The 15,080-nt window shown below is 58.8% G+C and carries 15 protein-coding genes; 7 read left to right on the top strand and 8 right to left on the bottom strand.

The window, feature by feature from the left end; all coding sequences use genetic code 11:
- The first annotated feature begins 41 nt into the window (after nt 1-41).
- Both AEAC466_RS34160 and AEAC466_RS34155 read left to right on the top strand, forming a co-directional pair.
- The gene (locus AEAC466_RS34160) at nt 42-740 is read left to right on the top strand and encodes a hypothetical protein (protein WP_162148949.1); all 699 of its coding nucleotides are present in this window, start codon (nt 42-44) and stop codon (nt 738-740) included.
- A gap of 63 nt (nt 741-803) precedes the next feature.
- Nucleotides 804-1,517 (top strand): pirin family protein, encoded by a 714-nt coding sequence (locus AEAC466_RS34155; protein ID WP_023458344.1) that lies wholly within the window; start codon nt 804-806, stop codon nt 1,515-1,517.
- A gap of 41 nt (nt 1,518-1,558) precedes the next feature.
- On the opposite strand, the gene queE is transcribed toward AEAC466_RS34155, so the two are convergent.
- Complete coding sequence (gene queE, locus AEAC466_RS34150; protein WP_031238808.1) at nt 1,559-2,194, bottom strand: 7-carboxy-7-deazaguanine synthase; 636 nt, start codon at nt 2,192-2,194, stop codon at nt 1,559-1,561.
- The gene (gene queC / locus AEAC466_RS34145) at nt 2,191-2,931 is read right to left on the bottom strand and encodes a 7-cyano-7-deazaguanine synthase QueC (RefSeq protein ID WP_023458342.1); all 741 of its coding nucleotides are present in this window, start codon (nt 2,929-2,931) and stop codon (nt 2,191-2,193) included. Before queC ends, queE begins: the two co-directional genes overlap by 4 nt.
- Nucleotides 2,932-3,062: 131 nt before the next feature.
- On the opposite strand from queC, the gene AEAC466_RS34140 reads away from it, so the two are divergent.
- The gene (locus AEAC466_RS34140; RefSeq protein ID WP_031238807.1) at nt 3,063-3,503 is read left to right on the top strand and encodes a PaaI family thioesterase; all 441 of its coding nucleotides are present in this window, start codon (nt 3,063-3,065) and stop codon (nt 3,501-3,503) included.
- Nucleotides 3,500-3,937, top strand: coding sequence for a PaaI family thioesterase (locus AEAC466_RS34135; protein WP_023458340.1), 438 nt, complete (start codon nt 3,500-3,502; stop codon nt 3,935-3,937). Before AEAC466_RS34140 ends, AEAC466_RS34135 begins: the two co-directional genes overlap by 4 nt.
- Before the next feature lie 10 nt (nt 3,938-3,947).
- Here the strand turns inward: AEAC466_RS34135 and AEAC466_RS34130 are convergent, their stop codons facing one another.
- From AEAC466_RS34130 to AEAC466_RS34120, 3 genes are all read right to left on the bottom strand, one after another.
- Nucleotides 3,948-5,132, bottom strand: a complete 1,185-nt coding sequence (locus AEAC466_RS34130; protein ID WP_023458339.1) for a serine hydrolase domain-containing protein — start codon at nt 5,130-5,132, stop codon at nt 3,948-3,950.
- Between the two features lie 137 nt (nt 5,133-5,269).
- Nucleotides 5,270-6,940, bottom strand: a complete 1,671-nt coding sequence (locus AEAC466_RS34125) for a lysine--tRNA ligase (RefSeq protein ID WP_023458338.1) — start codon at nt 6,938-6,940, stop codon at nt 5,270-5,272.
- A gap of 148 nt (nt 6,941-7,088) precedes the next feature.
- A complete protein-coding gene (locus AEAC466_RS34120; RefSeq protein ID WP_023458337.1) occupies nt 7,089-8,783 on the bottom strand; it encodes a hypothetical protein in 1,695 nt (564 codons plus the stop codon).
- A 199-nt stretch (nt 8,784-8,982) separates the two neighbouring features.
- Here AEAC466_RS34120 and AEAC466_RS34115 point away from each other — a divergent pair, with 199 nt between their 5' ends.
- Both AEAC466_RS34115 and AEAC466_RS34110 read left to right on the top strand, forming a co-directional pair.
- On the top strand, nt 8,983-9,390 hold the full coding sequence (locus tag AEAC466_RS34115; protein ID WP_023458336.1) for a MerR family transcriptional regulator: 408 nt from the start codon (nt 8,983-8,985) through the stop codon (nt 9,388-9,390).
- A gap of 40 nt (nt 9,391-9,430) precedes the next feature.
- Nucleotides 9,431-11,218 carry an acyl-CoA dehydrogenase C-terminal domain-containing protein gene (locus AEAC466_RS34110; protein WP_023458335.1) on the top strand — a complete coding sequence of 596 codons (1,788 nt, stop codon included), beginning with the start codon at nt 9,431-9,433 and terminating at the stop codon, nt 11,216-11,218.
- Between the two features lie 86 nt (nt 11,219-11,304).
- Here the strand turns inward: AEAC466_RS34110 and AEAC466_RS34105 are convergent, their stop codons facing one another.
- Nucleotides 11,305-11,787 carry a peroxiredoxin gene (locus AEAC466_RS34105; protein ID WP_023458334.1) on the bottom strand — a complete coding sequence of 161 codons (483 nt, stop codon included), beginning with the start codon at nt 11,785-11,787 and terminating at the stop codon, nt 11,305-11,307.
- 160 nt (nt 11,788-11,947) lie between these two features.
- Here AEAC466_RS34105 and AEAC466_RS34100 point away from each other — a divergent pair, with 160 nt between their 5' ends.
- Nucleotides 11,948-12,577: a YqgE/AlgH family protein gene (locus AEAC466_RS34100; protein ID WP_023458333.1), complete on the top strand. Its 630-nt coding sequence runs from the start codon at nt 11,948-11,950 to the stop codon at nt 12,575-12,577.
- 16 nt (nt 12,578-12,593) lie between these two features.
- Here the strand turns inward: AEAC466_RS34100 and AEAC466_RS34095 are convergent, their stop codons facing one another.
- Together AEAC466_RS34095 and AEAC466_RS34090 are read right to left on the bottom strand one after the other, a co-directional pair.
- The gene (locus tag AEAC466_RS34095; protein ID WP_023458332.1) at nt 12,594-14,384 is read right to left on the bottom strand and encodes a putative bifunctional diguanylate cyclase/phosphodiesterase; all 1,791 of its coding nucleotides are present in this window, start codon (nt 14,382-14,384) and stop codon (nt 12,594-12,596) included.
- A 92-nt stretch (nt 14,385-14,476) separates the two neighbouring features.
- On the bottom strand, nt 14,477-15,080 hold a 604-nt coding region (locus tag AEAC466_RS34090), incomplete at its 5' end, for a M16 family metallopeptidase (protein WP_023458331.1).

The following is a 15,080-nucleotide window of genomic DNA, read 5'->3' as shown; positions in this document are numbered from 1 at the left end:
TAATTGGCCGTGTCCATGTTTTAGGGGAAACCATACCACTCGTGAAAGCGCCACAATTAACACGCGCAATTCTGGCTATCGCAGTAGCCATTACAGTTCCAAACGTTGCACGAGCGGATGAGAAACCTAGAGATATTGATGCGACCTGCGCCCTTACCGCCTGTCGACAAGGGGGCTTCGAAGTCATGCTCAGCACCGATGATAAGGCGCACACCTACATCGGTATTCCGGTTAGCCGATCACCCTATGTCCTGGAAGACGGGGCGATATTGATATTCCCCGGAGAAACACTGGCCTTTAAATTCAATATTGACAACGGCACGCTCGGGAAGCCTGAATTTATAATGGCCTTCGCACCTCAGATGCCGGCCCGCGTCGACATCAACGGCAAGCTTTCCGACAATCCGCTCGATGCCAACCTCCCTCCATTGCCGACAAAGGATGGCAACGTGGATATGTCTGCCCTTCCTGCTAATAGCATCATACTGTCTTATGGTGAGGCCAGCGAACATAAAACCGGAATGATGTTGTCCTCGGACAGCACATTGACGCGCGCGATTAAATTCGAAGACACAATGTATGTGGTGCACCCTGGAAAATCCGGGTACACTGAATTTCACACATCGACCTGTCCGGTACGAGCGGGTAGAGGTGTATTCGAGACTTGGCCTCACCCGATCGGCCCCATGATTTTGACCAACTTACGTTTTGTTCCGGACAAAGAAACGGTCTGCAAATAGGCATATTTGTAATAGTGTAAGTTACACTTATATAGGTCTCACAATATCGAGGGAGACTTTCCAATGATTGACAAAAGACCTTTCCATTCCTTGGGTGGCGCCAATCACGGCTGGCTCAAGGCCAAGCATCATTTTTCGTTCGCCTCCTATTACGATCCCGCCAAGATGGGCTGGGGCTCGATCCGGGTTTGGAATGACGATGAAATACAGGCCCAAACGGGCTTTCCGCCCCACCCGCACGACAATATGGAAATCATCACCTATGTCCGCGAAGGCGCCATTACCCACCAGGATTCGCTGGGTAATAAGGGCCGCACGGAGGCCGGCGACGTTCAGGTCATGTCGGCGGGCAGCGGCATCCGGCACTCGGAATACAATCTGGAAAATGAAACGACCAAGATTTTTCAGATCTGGGTAATGCCCAGCTCGCGCGGCGAAGCGCCGTCCTGGGGCGCCAAGCCGTTCCCCAAGGGCGACCGTTCCGGCAAGTTTGTCACACTGGCCTCAGGATTCGATGCGGACGGCGACGTCCTCAAAATACGTACGCCTGCGCGGTTGTTGGGCGCCACTCTATTGAAGGACCAGTCGGAAAGCTACACCCCGCTGGCCACCGAACCGGCCACGACGCGCCATCTTTACCTGGTCGTCGCCAAAGGCAAGGTCAGCGTTAACGGCGTGGAACTGAATGAGCGCGATGGCGCGGCGATCAAGGACGAAGCCGCGCTGGATATACTGGCGCTGGAAGACGCGGAAGTCGTCTTGCTCGACGCGGCGTAGAGCCCTTAAAAAATGGGCGGGCCCCGAAAGGCCTGCCCTATTTATTTCAGCCCGACCAATTTGTGCGTCTGCACGCTCATGCGCCACTGCGGGTGCGCCAGGCAGTAGTTGATTACGGCCTGAGTGTTGGCCGCCTGGTTGGGGTCGTCCTTGGGCTGCAAATAGAAACGCTCGAAATTTAGGCCAGCGAATTCTGCCGGATCGACCCCGGCCTGAGGCCAGACCAGTTTGAGTTCCTGACCGCGTGTCTGGTGCAGGCGATTGTCAGCCTTCGGGCTGACACAGACCCAATCTATGCCGTCCGGGGCATGGAGCGTTCCGTTGGTTTCCACGGCGATGAAATAGCCAGCGTCCTTGACCGCTGTGATCAACGCCGCGTCCAGTTGCAACAAAGGCTCGCCACCGGTGAAAACCACCGCCTTATCTTGCGACCGCCCCTCACCCCACACCCTGTCCAGGGCGGACACCACATCGGCAGGCGCGGCAAACTTGCCGCCATTTTCGCCATCGGTGCCGACAAAGTCGGTGTCGCAGAAGGTACAAGCCGCCGTGGCGCGATCCTGCTCGCGCCCGCTCCACAGATTGCAACCGGCGAAACGCGCGAAGACGTTGACGCGACCGGCCTGTCCGCCCTCGCCTTGCAGGGTAAGAAAAATTTCCTTGAAGCTGTACATCAGTTGTCGGCGTGCTGCCGCGTCTCAATAAAATGCTCGAATCCGGTCTTGCGCAACTGACAGGCCGGGCAATCGCCGCACCCATATCCCCAGGGGTGGCGCTCTGCCCGCACACCATTGTAGCAGGTCGTCGTCTCCTCAAGGATCAGATCGACCAGGGGCTGGCCGCCCAATTCCATCGACAACGCCCATGTCTGCGCCTTGTCGATCCACATCAGGGGCGTATGGATTTCATAAGGCCGCTCAATACCCAGTTGCAGCACAGTCTGCATGGCGCGCAGGGTTTCGTTGCGGCAATCGGGATAGCCTGAAAAATCGGTTTCGCACATCCCCCCGACCAGATGGTCCAGACCGCGCCGGTCGGCCACGGCCGCCGCATAAACGAAAAAGACGAGATTGCGGCCGGGCACAAAGGATGACGGCAGGCCACGTTCGGTCATGACAATTTCGGTTTCGCGCGTCAGGGACGATTCGGCGACGGCGCCAAAGCCACGCAGATCGCAGACATGGTCTTCGCCCAGACGCGTCGCCGCCAACGGGAAGACCTCGCGGAACCGGGCCAGGACCTGGGTGCGCGTCGTCATTTCGATGGAATGGCGCTGACCATAGTCGAAGCCCACGGTTTCGACCCGATCAAAGTGCGTCAGCGCCCAGGCCAGGCAGACACTGGAATCCTGGCCGCCGGAAAACAGAACCAGCGCAGATTTCGAAGCGGGAACATGATCCAAAGACGCGGACATGAGACGAAACTTTCTGAATAAACGGGATCAGTCATCTAAAACGCGCCTTTGACGCGATTTGCAAGTGTTTTTGACGCGGCGCAAAACAGGTTTCCTTTGACGTGAAGGTAAAGCTGGACAATCATCACGTCATGACCCAGCCGCCCTTTTCCGACATGTTCGGAACCATTATCGACAATACACCCTACATGAAGGCTATTGGCGCCTATTATGTTGGGACATCGCCCGACGGGATCACCATGGCCTTGCCATGGCGCGAAGACCTGATCGGCGATCCGGACACACGCGTCATTGCCTCAGGCGTCGTGACGGCCTTGCTCGACAATTGCTGTGGGATGGCCGTGTGGGATAAGGTCAATGAATTCAAGCCAGTGGCGACACTAGACCTGCGCATCGACTACATGCGTGCCGCCGTACCGGACCAGGAGCTGAAGGTAACGGCCAAGTGCTACAAACTGACGCGAACGATCGGCTTCGTCCGCGCCTTCGCCTATGAGGTCAGCGCCGACGATCCCGTCGCCGCAGCGCAGGCGGCCTTCGTCATTTCCAGCCCTGCACAGGCAAAAACATGATTGATAAACTGGCCGCCGCCCTGCCGACGACGCAGGCCAAGCGGGACACGACCGCCCTTTTGAAAGGCGTCCCGTTCGCCGCTTTCCTCGGTGTACGGCTGGAACTGGCCGGCGATGAACTGACGGCGCATTTGCCGTTCGCGCCACATCTGATCGGCAATCCGATGATTCCGGCCCTGCATGGTGGCGTTATCGGCGCCTTCATGGAAATCACCGCCATGGCGCAACTGGCTCTTCATAAAAATTTCGAGCAGGCGCCCAAACCGATCGACGTGACCGTGCAATATCTCAGGTCAGGCCGGGCGGAAGAGACCTATGCCCGCGCCATTGTCAATCGCGTTGGGCGGACGGTGGCCAATGTCGAGGTCACGGCCTGGCAGGACCAGATCGCCCACCCTATCGCCACCTTGCAGGCGCACTTCCTTCTGGCCTAAGACACCCGGCTTACGATTTCCCGGCCTGGTCGCCATACTCCCAGTCATAGGGCACGCCGGTATCGCCGAGGATAAACTGGACTATGTCGGCAAAGGCGGCTTCGGAACGGACGTCGTTCGACAGGATGAGGACGCAGCGCCTATGCGCTTCGATACAGATGAGCGTGTTGGCGGTCTGACCATCATGCCCGCCCTTCAGGAAGCCATGCCCTTGCGGTCCGTCAAAGACGATGACACCTAAGCCCGCGTAAAGGTCTTTGCGTTGCTGCGCCACCGGCAGTTCCGGCGCAAAGGACGGAAATTGATGGGCGGTGGTGATTTTCAGTTGCGGCCGGACCATTTCGGCGCGCGATGCCGGTGACAACCCTTGGCCGGACACGAGGGCCGCCGCGAATTTCGACAGGTCAGAGATGGTGGTGTCCATCGATCCGGCGGCGCGGACCTTACTGCGCTCATCGTGTTCGCCGACCTCTCCCTTGTCATTGAAGCCGTCTGCCAGGTTTGGACGGAAATCGGCGCGCCACATCAGTGAGGTGCGCGTCATGCCCAATGGAGTGAAGACCTGCTCCTGCGTTAGCTTGCCGAGATCGACACCCAAGCCCTGCGACGTCTTGCCGTTGTCGATAGCGAATTGCAGCAGGATTTGGCCTTCACCCGAATAGGCATAACGCGAACCAGGATCGAAATGGATGCGCAGCTTTTCGTCAGGCTCCAGCCACCAGAAATTGGCGAAGCCTGTGGAATGGGTCATGACATGGCGCGGTGTGATTACCTTCCAGCGCGAGTCCGACGCCAGGTCTTTGTATGGCCCGTATTTTTTTGGATGAATGGCTTCGGTATCGTATTCCACCAGCGGCTTGTCGAGATCGTCGGCAATCGGCGTATCGAGCTTCAGCTTGCCCTGATCAACCAGTTGCATAACCGTGTAGGCAAAAACGGTCTTGGTCAGCGAGGCGCCGTACATGACCGTGTCGGTTTGCAAGGGATCGTCGGCGGCATTACGCACACCATAGGATTTAACATAGGCGACCTTGCCATCATCGACGATCGCGATGGCCAGACCCTTGGCGTGGGTCGCCGTCATCGCCTCGGCGATACGGGCATCGATGGCCAGTGGTGCCGGTATCGGGCGCGGGGTCGCAGCGATGGCGGGTACGCTAAGCAGGGCACTGAGGACGACGGCATAACGCAGCATAGTGGCCTCATAACGTATGGGGTTTGGGGCCTGTGGCCCCAAGACTTCCCTTATCCACCTAAAAAATCCCCGTCGCAAGACGAGGATTTTTTAGGTGGAAGACAGATGTGGGGTCACAGACCCCACACCCCATAACTTTAAGCGCCAGCCAACCGGCCGTTTATCCCGTCCTCAAGCAATGCAATCGTCCGCTCCAGACCGAAGATAGCCACGAAAGACCCGAAACGCGGCCCTTGGGATTGCCCCAGCAGAACTTCATACAAGGCCTGAAACCACGCGCGCAAAGGCTCGAATTCATGCACCTTTCCGACTTCGAAGACCAGGTTTTGCAATAGCTCGGCATCGCGCGTTTCAGCCGGCAATTCCCGGAACCGCGCCACTAAATCCTGCATGGCCGCTCTTTCCATGTCGTCGGGCAGACGGAAGGTTTTCGACGGCTTCACGAAGTCTTCGAAATAGTTCAGCGCATAACCGGCCAGGCGATCCAGAACCGGCTCGCTTTCGGGCGATGCCCCCGGAATATAGGCCCGCAGGAAGCCCCACATCGTTTCCTTGTCCGATGCATTAGCTGCCGAAACAAGGTTGAGCATCAGACCAAAGGTGACCGGCGGCGATTTGATCGCGGTGTCGCCGCGCAATACGAACCAGACCGGGTTTTCGATCTGCTTGGCCTCTTCCTGCTTCGGAAACGCGTCCAGTTGCTGGAAGAACTCATCCGTTGCCCGCGGAATGACGTCGAAATACAGCTTCTTCGCCGATTTCGGCGACTGGAACATGTAATAGGCCAGGGATTCTGGCGCGCCATACCGCAACCAGTCTTCCATGGTCAGGCCATTCCCCTTCGACTTGGAAATCTTCTGGCCCGCTTCATCGAGGAACAGTTCGTAGTTGAAGCCTTCCGGCGGCGTACCGCCAAGGATCTTGCAGACCTGGGACGATACCTTGACGGAATCGATCAAATCCTTGCCCGCCATTTCATAATCGACGCCCAGCGCGGCCCAGCGCATGGCCCAGTCCGGCTTCCACTGCATCTTGACGTGACCGCCGGTGACGGGAACCTCGAACCGTTCGCCGTCTTCCTCGAACACGATCGTGCCCTTGGCGACATTGCGTTCGAGGGTCGGCACCTGGAGCACGAAACCGGTCTTCGGCGAAATCGGCAGGAACGGCGAATAGGTGGCGCGACGATCCGGCCCCAAGGTGGGCAGCATGACGCCCTGAATCTTGTCAAACCGTTCCAAAGCGGTCAAAAGCGTCGTGTCGAAAACGCCGCCCTTGTAGCAGTCGGTCGAGGACAGGAACTCGTATTCAAAGCCGAAGCTGTCGAGGAAGGCCTTGAGACGGGCGTTATTGTGTTCCCCAAACGACGGGTATTCGCCGAACGGATCGCGCACGACGGTCAGGGGCTTGTACAGGTCTTCGCGCAGGATGTCGGCATTCGGAATGCCGTCCGGCACCTTGCGCAGACCATCCATATCATCGGAAAAACAGATCAAGCGCGTAGGCCATACGCCGCCCGTCATGGCCTCAAAGGCCTGGCGAACCATGGTTGTGCGTGCGACTTCACCGAACGTGCCGATATGCGGCAGGCCCGACGGACCGTATCCGGTTTCGAAGATGACAGCGCGGCCCAGACCTTCGAACTGCGTCAGCGCCTCATCGGTCTTGCCGGCTTCGATCAGGCTCAAGGCCCGTTTCTGATCCTCATGCCCAGCGATGCGCGATTTGAGCAGGCGCGCAATCAGAGCACGGGCCTGTTCAAACGGCCAAGCACGGCCGGCGTATGCGAGGGTGGCAAGAGACGACATGATGAGGATAAAGCCTTTCTTTTTGAGAGAGGTTGGCTTTACGTCCCATGCGCCCGAAGGTCAATTGCCATAGCCACGAATTGCCAGGGCCACGAAGGGGTAATTGATTTTATCAATCGCCGGCCAAAGTCTGAAATCACCCGCCACTCTACAGGCGATCGAGGCCGATAGCGCCCTTATCGCCCAGCCATATCTTGTCGAATGCCGACAAACTGGCCTGACTTGCGCCAGCATCGCCTAACTTGGCTTCGGCCTGTGCCCTGCCCCACAAGGCATAGGCGTTGCCTGGCCGGACCGTCAGCGCGCGATCAAAGGCTCCCTTTGCCCCGGCGACATCTCCGCCCGCCAGCAACGCCCGGCCCAAAGCCGTTTCAGCCGGTTGATCCCACAACGGCGGCTCCGAATAGTCGAACTCGCCGTCGTGTTGGGCCGCCGTGCGGAAATGCCCGGCCGCATCTGAGGTGTCGCCCGCCGCCAGGGCTACCCGCCCCTGTGCCATTTCGTCGACGCGCTGCGCGAAATTCTGCCAGTCCTTCGATTTTACAGCCTTGCGCGCCTTTGCCGTCGCTGCCAGTTCACGACGGGCGGCGTCCAGGTTTCCCGATCGGGCATAGGCTTCGGCGCGAACCGCATGCCACGCCACCGTGACGATTTTCAATCGCTTGTCAGGCGCAGGCAGGGCCAGGATTTCGGCCGGGCTTTGGAACTGCCCGCGCGCCTGGAGCGTCAGGGCTAGGGTGCTTTCACTCCATTCCGATTTGAGCGCCTTGTCGAGCGACACGCCGCGCTCCATCTCGGCGGCCACTCGCAACGCCGTAGCGCGGTCGCCGACCTGCTGGGCAGCCGACATAATGAAGCGCGAATGATGGAAGTAGTACCCGTACCACGCCGGATCCGCCCCCAGATCGCGCGCCATGCCTTCATCGACCGCAATTGCCTGCTCGTTGACGCGTATGGAGTCGGCGAACCGTCCGAGCGGATAATAGGTGTGGCTTGGCATATGAATGAGATGCGGCGAGTTCGGCGCCAAAGCCCCTAGACGATCGGCATAGGCTTCCGCCCGGCGCGGATTGTCAGAATTTTCCGTCAGGTGGATATAGAGGTGGATCGCTTCGGGATGATCCGGATTGCGCTTGAGCACAGTTTCGACCAAGGCCATAGCCTTTCCGCCCCAAGGCCGGGCGGCATGGCCGCCCGCTTCCCAATAATCCCACGGATTGACGTCCATTGCCGCTTCGGCCGCCAGAATAGCGATGAAATCATCGGCCGGCCAGCGTTCAGAGGCAGCGATCAGGGCATCGGCATATTTCTGCGCGAAGACATGCCCCGCCTCCTTTGGCGGGTTTGGCGCGTAACGCACCGCAAGCGCTTCAAGCAAGACATGATCGCGGTCAGTAAGGCCGGGTGACGCCAGGGCTTTGGTGACAAGCCCCCTCGCCTCGGCGGCATCCTTGTCGCTCATGTCACCGTTGTTGATATTGGGCCCCAACGCCATCGCCATGCCCCAGGCGCACATGGCGCAGTCTGGATCGAGCCCGCGTGCGGTTTTGAAGCTGTCATAGGCCGCCTCATATTCAAAACCGTACAGCAGGGCCAATCCCTGATCGAAATAGGACTGGACCTTGGGAACGGTAGAGGAAATTTCGTAATGCACCGGCGCCAGCCCGGCGATCAGCGGCATCGCCTTGCCGCCTGCATCTCCCGCAGGCTTGCCGCACATACTGGCGGCCAGCGTGGCGGCATCCAGGGTCGGCGCCGGGGCCGTTGCGATCGGGGTCGCGCAACTACCAAGCCCCATAAGCGCGAATACCGCCGAAGAGATCATCAAGCGGTTGCGCAACATAATCTGCAATTCCCTGTTCTGTCTCAGTTCCGGCAATGACTACACGCGCACCGAACCAAGTCAACCAGAGGCAGCGCGCCGCCGGCCAGAGTTCCCCTTACGGAAACATTTTCGCTTGACGACAGCTATGAAACTACATAACTTTACGTTGACGTAAATGTAAGATTCTGCCACACTCGCCCCGAGCCAAGAAATGCCCATGGAAACGCCTGTTAAAGACCGCACCTATTCAATCCGCCAACTCTCCAAGGAGTTCGACGTCACGGCCCGTGCTCTTCGTTTTTACGAGGACAAAGGACTGATATCGCCGGAGCGCAAGGGCCAGACGCGACTGTACAGCCCACGCGATCGCGCCCGCCTTCAGCTGATCCTGCGCGGTAAACGGCTGGGCTTCTCTCTGATTGAAATTCACGAAATCCTCGATCTTTACACGCCCAAGGATCACGGTGTCGCCCAGATGCGCGCCACGCTGGGCAAATATCGCGGACAGATCGAAACCTTGAAACGCCAGCGCGAAGACATCGAAGCGGCGATCAAGGATATGAGCGACGGTTGCGTTTGGCTGGAAGACCAAATCGACCAGCTGGAAGCCGAAAACGCCCAATAAACAACGTCTACCATCTATCTTCTAAACAGGGATAATAAAAATGGCCTATGTCGCCCCCGTCCGTGATTATCGTTTTCTTTTCGAGACCGTCTTCAAGACCGATCAGTACAGCCATCTGAAAGGTTTCGCGGATGCGGACACAGCGACCGTAGCAGCCATCCTGGAAGAGGCCGCCAAGTTTACCGAAGAGGTTGTCCACCCCATCAATATCAGTGGCGACAAGGAAGGGTGCGTTCTCAACCCGGACAAGACCGTCACCGCACCGAAGGGATATAAAGAGGCCTATCACGCCCTGACCGAAGCCGGTTGGACCGCCCTGTCTGGCGATCCGCAATATGGCGGCCAGGGTTTGCCGCATTTCGTCAATACGGCCTTTTCTGAAATGCTATCCGGCGCGTCGTCGGCGTTCGGCATGTATCCCGGCCTGACCGAAGGCGCCATTTCCGCACTCACCGCCGGTGGGACGCAGGCGCAAAAGGACCTGTATCTGCCCAAGCTGATTTCCGGTGAATGGTCGGGCACGATGAACCTGACCGAGCCCCATTGCGGCACCGACCTGGGTCTTCTGCGCACCAAGGCTGTCCCGGCCGGCGACGGCAGCTACCGGATCAGCGGCCAGAAAATCTGGATCTCGGCCGGCGAGCACGATTTCACGAGCAATATCTGCCACCTGGTTCTGGCGCGCCTCGAAGGCGCCCCCGCCGGCGTCAAGGGCATCTCTCTCTTTCTCGTCCCGAAATTCCTGCCCGACGCCGACGGCAATCCGGGCGAGCGCAACAGCCTGGAATGTGCCGGTCTTGAGCACAAGATGGGCATCCACGGCAATTCGACCTGCGTCATGATGTATGACGAGGCCAAGGGTTTCCTGCTCGGTCAGGAAAACGAAGGCCTGAAGATCATGTTCTACATGATGAATAATGCCCGTTTCGGCGTCGGCCTTCAGGGCCTGGCCATCGGCCACGCCTCCCTGGTCGCCGCCAACCAATTCGCCAAGGACCGCCTCCAGGGCCGCGCCCTGACCGGCCCCAAATCGCCGGACAAGCCTGCCGACAGCATCCTGGTCCATCCGGACGTGCGCCGAATGCTTCTGGAAAGCCGCGCCCTGATCGAAGGCGGCCGCGCCTTCCTGACCTGGGTCGCCTTGCAGGCCGACCTGTCTCATGTGGCCGAAGACGAACAAAGCCGTGAAAAAGCAAATGACTATATGGGCCTGCTCACGCCGGTTATTAAGGCGTACCTGACTGAAAAGGGGCTGAAGGTCACGCAAGATGCCATGCAGGTACATGGTGGTTCCGGCTTCACTGAGCATTTCCCGGCCTCGCAATATATGCGCGACGTCCGTATCACGCTCATCTACGAAGGCACGAATGGCGTGCAGGCGCTCGACCTCGTCGGACGCAAGCTGCCGTCAAAGGGCGGACGCGCTCTGCAAAGCTTCATGGGCGAAATCGATGCCTATATCGCAGCGGAAGAAGCGGGCTCCAAAGTCCCGGCCTATATCCAAGGGCTGAAAGCAACGAAGGCCAAGCTGTTCGAGGGCACGATGTGGCTGATGCAGAATGGCATGGGTAACCCTGACAACGCCGCTGCCGGCTCGCTCGATTACCTCCACCTCTTCGGTCTGACCTGCACCGCCTATATGTGGGCGATGATGGCCAAGGCGGCTCAGGCTGAAATCGACGCCGGCTCGGACGATCCGTTCTATGCCACCAAACTCAAGGTGGGCCGCGTCTTCCTGGAACGCATACTGCCCGATGCCGATGCACATCTGGCCAAGATGAAGGGCGGCGCCGAGGCCTTAATGGCTTTGTCTGACGACGAATTCTAGTGCCGCTCTCCACCGCAACCACTAAAAAAAAACAGGCCTTCCGGAACGTCCGGAAGGCCTGTTTTCATATAGAAACCTGCTTGGCTCTACAGGTTTTCAAGCACGTATTCGGCGGATGACACGCGGAACTCGCCCTTGTCCTCAACAAACAACTTGTCGATGACACCATCCTTGATAACGGCTGCATAGCGCTGCGACCGCGGCCCCATACCGAAGCCCGAGGCGTCGAGGGTCAATCCCATAGCGGTGGCGAAATCGCCGTTGCCGTCGGCCAGCATGACCACTTCGTCGGCGATGCCCTGATCCTTGGCCCACGCCTTCATGACAAAGTAGTCGTTCACCGAGGTACAGGCGACCGTATCAACGCCCTTGGCCTTGAAATCGGCGACGTGGTCCTTAAACCCCGGCAGGTGGCGGGCCGAGCAGGTCGGCGTGAATGCTCCCGGCACGGCGAAAAGCACAACCGTCTTGCCTGCGAAAAAGTCGGCGGAGGCGGTCGCCTTCGGCCCGGCTTCATCGACCACGGTCAGGGTCAGTTCGGGAATCTTGTCTCCGGCTTTCAAGGTCATGTTGTATCTTTCTGTAAGGAAGAAGCGCCTCTTAACCGCGACGCCATCAAAAAGCGATGCGGATGGCTACGCCGGTTTGTGCCTTTTTGCAATCGCGACAACGGGCACCTATATGGGTTAATATGATATCTCTATACCGCTGGATACGAAGGAGCAGACAATGAGCGATCTGATGACCGAAGACGGCCCCCTGCCGGGCCACGTCTCCTATCAGGGCCAGCTTCTTATCGCCATGCCCGCCATGAGCGAGCCGTTTGAGCATAGCGTTATCTACGTGTGTCAGCATGACGAACAACACGCCATGGGCCTGATTCTTAATCAACCGATCAGCGGGCTGAATTTCAGCAAGATGATGAAGGAACTGGGGATCGAAAGCGGCAACCGGCGGCTGGCGACGCAAAAAATCTATCGCGGCGGCCCGGTCCAAAACGATCGCGGCTTTGTGTTGCACAGTCTGGATTACCAGATCAGCGATATTACGCTTGATCTCGGCGGCCCTTTCATCAGCCGTCCCGATGGCGAAGAACTGGGACTGGGCCTGACCGCCTCACGCGACATTCTGGTAGATCTGTCCGGCGGCGCCGGTCCCGCGCGCAGCCTGATTGCGCTGGGCTATGCCGGTTGGGGGCCCGGTCAATTGGAATCCGAATTGAGCCAGAATGCCTGGCTGGTCGCGCCCGCGACTCAGGAGCTGATTTTCGGCGGCGATCCGGAACATCTGTGGGGACGCGCCCTGGCCAGCATGGGTATCGAACCCGGCCATTTATCCGGTCTTGCGGGGACAGCCTAACGCAGAGGCCGACACATTACGCGGACATGTCCGCCTCGCATCCCAACGATGCGACCATGAAGGCTTCGGCTTCATTAAGCTTCAGTGCCTTGGCAAAGCCGTAGCCCTGCCCTAACCCGCAGCCCAGACCATGCAGGCGTTCGGCCAGGCTCATGTCCTCGACCCCTTCCGCCACCACATCAAGCCCCAAATCGCGGCCCAGAGTGAGAATGGCCCGAACGATCTTTTCGGACGATTCCTCGGTTTTAAGGGTACTGACGAAGGATCGGTCAATCTTCAAGGTATCGAAGGGCAGCCTGGCCAGGTAGCTCAGGGAGGAAAACCCGGTGCCGAAATCATCTAGGGCAATGCCCGCGCCGGCGTCGCGCAAGGCTTCCAGGACGCGTGCCGACGCCACGGGATCGCGCATGACGTCACTTTCGGTCACTTCCAGCTTCAGACATTTCGGCGCCAGACCAGCATCGCGAATCAGACGTGAAACATCTTCGACCAGATGGGGACGCTCAATTTCGGGCGCCGACAAATTGACGCTGACAAAGAAGTTGGCTGGCAGGCGATAGGCTTTCTGCCAGCGGCTCAGCGCCTTGACCGTGGCATTCAGGATAATCGTCCCAAGGTCGGTCATCATCCCTAAGTCGCGCGTCACGGTCAGGAAATTATCTGGTGGAATAACCCCGCGCTTTGGATGCACCCACCGCGCCAGGGCTTCGAAGCCCGCTATAACGCCGGTTTCCAGATTGACGATCGGCTGATACCAGGCATGGATTTCGCCACTGATGAAGGCCTTGCGCAATTCGGCTTCCAGCGCCAGACGCGTCAGCCCATCGCTTTCCAGGTCGCGCTTATACGAAGCGACCCCCCCTACGCCCTTCGACTTGGCGGCCTCCACAGCCATTTCGGCCCGCCGCAGCAGCTCCGCGCTTTCCAGAGCCGCATCTCCGCCTTCAACCGACACTGCGCCCATCGAGAAGGTCGGATGAATATCGAAGCCCGCCACCAGAATCGTGCGTTCCAACGCGTTGCGCATGCGTTCGGACACACGCGGAAAACCGCGCAAGGTCAAGACGGCAAATTCATCTTCGCCCAGCCGCGCCAGTACTGACGCATCGCCAAAGGCATCACGCAGACGCTGAGCCAGGATGCCCAGCACCAGATCCGCCCGTTCGTGGCCTAAGGCCTCATTCAGGCGGCGGAAGCGATTGAGGTCGCCCACAACCAGATCGTAATCCCCTTCCCCCAATAGGAGGGCATGGGCGGCGCTCAGGAAGCCCTGACGATTAAACAGGCCGGTCAACGGATCAATATTGACGTCGTGCAGGCTGAAACCGGTTTCGTCGCTGCGCTTGATGCGGCGCATGTCGCGGCTCAATTCGGTTACCGTACCAAGCACGAGTGCGCGGGAGACTTTGCGCCCCTTGAAATACAGGAAGCGCCGGTCTTTCAGGCGTAACAGACACTGCACATGATCGTCACCCGGCACTTCCGCCGCCCTATGGACTTCCAGGGCACGCAAAGCTACGTCGAGACGATCGATTTCGCCTTTGTCGAACACGGGCGCCAACTCATCCAGACCAAGGCTGCCCTTAAGCGGAGGGAGGTCCAATGCCAGGGTATCGCCGCGGAACTCGAAACGCCCCTGAGGCAAGTCGTAAGACCACAACAGAGAATCCGCCGCGCGCAGGGCATCCGATTGAGTGCGGGGATCATCGAGCGAGGGCACGCGATCACGCGCAGCCCCCAGCACCTCATGTCCGGTTCGGCCGCCCGGCCCGCCCATTTTCCATCCGAACAGATTGATATCCGACATAGGTCTCTCAGAAACTTTATATACCGATTAACCTCGACAGGCTTAACACGTGGATAAGATTTTGCCGACCACCGCTTAAAACACGAAAATCGTCACGCTGCGATGAGACCGGCGCCGGCGCCCATCGATTTAGGGCCGAGGAGCGCGCTCGCGCAGGTTTTCTGTGTCGTTATGCCCGCTCCGACGCGCGCCAGATCATCCCGGCTGACACGGTCTATGTCCGCAGCCACCTCATCGAGCGTAAACACTTTCCCAAAGGTCGACAACTGGCTGGCGAACGTTCCCGACCGCGATGCCGCGCCTTCGTGATTGAGAAAGAGCGAGGTCATGAACTGAGCCTTGGCCCGTTCCAGTTCCGCTACTGAAGGTGCTGACGAAAGATCGACAATAACCTGTTGTATGAGTTCGATAAGTGGATCGACATCAGTGGCGGCACAGCCGGCATAGACGCCGAAAATTCCCCCGTCGCGATATGGCGTCGTGAAGGAATCGATACTGTAGGCCAGCCCCCGCGCCTCCCGCGCCTCCTGAAACAGGCGCGACGCCATGCCCCCGCCGAGGATTTCACTGAACAGCCGTAGAGGAATAATATCGGCCTCCATACGACCTATCCCGTTGAATGCCAGCGTAATATTGGCCTGTTCAATACGGCGATGCTGAACGGCCTTGTTGGCCGTGAAACGCAGAGCCGCCGGC

Origin of the sequence: Asticcacaulis sp. AC466 (genome assembly GCF_000495815.1) — a bacterium.
Lineage (GTDB): Bacteria > Pseudomonadota > Alphaproteobacteria > Caulobacterales > Caulobacteraceae > Asticcacaulis.
Note: the sequence above shows the minus strand (reverse complement) of the source record. Positions and strands in the feature narration are given on the sequence as shown.